This window comes from Burkholderia sp. Ac-20392 (genome assembly GCF_017104585.1).
In the GTDB taxonomy this organism is placed as follows: domain Bacteria; phylum Pseudomonadota; class Gammaproteobacteria; order Burkholderiales; family Burkholderiaceae; genus Burkholderia; species Burkholderia lata.
In genome coordinates, this window is record NZ_JAAGPB010000801.1 from 1 (window position 1) to 2,470 (window position 2,470).

General features: G+C 67.2%; 2 protein-coding genes. Both read right to left on the reverse strand.

Annotated elements, in window-relative coordinates:
- On the reverse strand, positions 1 to 1,243 hold a 1,243-nt coding region (locus G3N99_RS38370), incomplete at its 3' end, for a PTS transporter subunit EIIC (RefSeq protein ID WP_206124988.1).
- 87 nt (positions 1,244 to 1,330) lie between these two features.
- Positions 1,331 to 2,470: phosphoenolpyruvate--protein phosphotransferase (gene ptsP, locus G3N99_RS38375; RefSeq protein ID WP_206124989.1), on the reverse strand; the 1,140-nt coding region annotated here is incomplete at its 5' end.

A 2,470-nucleotide genomic window follows, 5' to 3' on the forward strand; every position in this document is an offset into this window, starting at 1 on the left:
TGTTGCCTGCCCCGCCGAGCGCGGCGATGTAGCGCTGCGCGCGCGGTGCGGCTGCAACCGCAGCGGCGCCGGCAGCCGGCGCGACGAAGCCGCCCGATGCGTACGATTCCGCGGCCGCATCGGCCGATGCCGGCTCACGGCCCGGCGTGGCCATGTTGAACTTGCGGATGAAGAAGCGGAACAGCCCGTAGTACGCGGCGCCGTACGCGATGCCGAGCGGGATCGCGATCCAGCCCTTCGTCGACAGCCCGTAGTTCAGCACGTAGTCGATCGCACCGGCCGAGAACGTGAAGCCGAGCTTCACGCCGAGGATCTGGCAGATCGCGAGCGACAGCCCCGTCAGCACCGCGTGGATCACATACAGCACCGGTGCGAGGAACATGAAGCTGAATTCGATCGGCTCGGTCACGCCGGTCAGGAACGACGTGAGCGCCATCGAGAACAGCAGGCCGCCCACCATCGCGCGGCGTTCCTTCGGCGCTTCGTGCAGCATCGCCAGACACGCGGCCGGCAGACCGAACATCATGATCGGGAAGAAACCGGCCATGAAGGTGCCCGCGGTCGGGTCACCCGCGAAGAAGCGGTGCAGGTCGCCGTGCACGATCTCGCCGCCGGCGGGCGGCGTGAAGTTGCCGAACACGAACCATGCGAGCGAGTTGATGATGTGGTGCAGGCCCGTGACGAGCAGCAGGCGGTTCAGGAAGCCGAACACGAACGCACCGATCGCGCCCGCCGTCGTCAGCCACTGGCCGGCCGCGTCGATCAGATGCTGGACCGGCTGCCAGACGTACCCGAACGCGATGCCGAGTATCACGCAGACGAGGCCTGTGATGATCGGCACGAACCGTTTGCCGCCGAAGAACGCGAGGTAGTCCGGCAGCTTGATGTCTTTATAGCGGTTGTACAGCAGGCCCGCGACCACACCCGCGATGATCCCGGACAGCACGCCCATGTTCAGCTTGGGATCGATGTCCTTCATGATCGCGGTTTCGATCAGGTAACCGATCGCGCCCGCGAGCGCAGCGACGCCGTTGTTGTCCTTCGCGAAACCGACCGCCACGCCGATCGCGAACAGCAGCGGCAGGTTGTCGAAGATCGCACCGCCGGCGTCGGCGATCATCTTGATGTTGAACACGTCCGGCTGGCCGAGTCGCAGCAGGATGCCGGCAACCGGCAATACCGCGATCGGCAGCATCAGCGCCCGGCCCAGGCCCTGTATTTTCAGAAACGGATTCCCGTTCATTCAGTCCTCCAATCCTTGTCTCGTCATTAATCGTCGTTGAGCTAATTGCTTTCGTCGTGAAACCGGTCGCGAACCTGCCGTCGACGCTCAGTCGAGCGGCCAGACCTCGCGGCTTGCTGCCCTTACCGCCTGTGCCGAATCGAGCGCGAGCAGATCCTGCGCGCGCTGACGGCACAACTGGTAATCGAGACGGCGCACACGCGCCTTGATGCCCGGCACCGATACGGGGTCGACCGACAGCTCGGTCACGCCGAGGCCCACCAGGACCGGCACCGCGAGCGGATCGCCGCCGAGTGCGCCGCACACGCCCACCCACTTGCCGTGCTTCGCGGCGCCGCGCACCGCGATGTCGATCAGGCGCAGCACGGCCGGATGCAGGCCGTCGGATTGCGCGGCCAGGTCGGCCTGGCAGCGGTCCATCGCGAGCGTGTACTGCGTCAGGTCGTTGGTGCCGATCGACAGGAAATCCGCGTGCTGCGCGAGCTGGTCGGCCAGCAGCGCGGCCGACGGCACCTCGATCATCACGCCGACCTCGATCGGTTCGGTGCGGCCCTGAGCGCGCGCGAATTCGTCGATGCGCTTTTTCAGGCGTACGAGCTCGCCCGCATCGGTGACCATCGGCAGCAGGATGCGCACCGTGCCGAACGGCTTCACCGCGAGCAGGCCCTGCAACTGATCGTCGAGCAGATCGGGGCGCACCTGCGCGAGGCGGATGCCGCGCAGGCCGAGCGCCGGGTTCGGTTCGGGCGGCAGCGTCAGGTAGTCGACTTCCTTGTCGGCGCCGACGTCGAGCGTGCGGATGATCGCCGTGCGGCCCTGCAGTGCGTCGACGATCGACTGATAGCTCTGCTGGTGTTCGACGGCCGTCGGTGCAGCCTGGCGATGAATGAACATCAGCTCGGTGCGCAGCAGGCCGACTGCATCGGCGCCGTTGTCGACCGCGGTGTTCGCATCGTCGAGCGTCGCGATGTTCGCGGCGACTTCGATCGAGCGACCATCGACGGTCGCGGCCGCTTCACCGGCCAGTTGCCGGTTCGCCTCGCGCACGCCGTCCAGGCGCTGGCGCTCGTGCCGCGCGCGCTCGACGTCGAGTGCGGTCGGCGCGTGTTCGAGCCGGCCCGCGCTCGCATCGACGACGACCTGCGTGCCGTCCGGAATCGCGTACAGCGCATCGCCAACCGCAACCAGCGCCGGAATGCCGAGCTGCCGCGCGATGATCGCCGCATG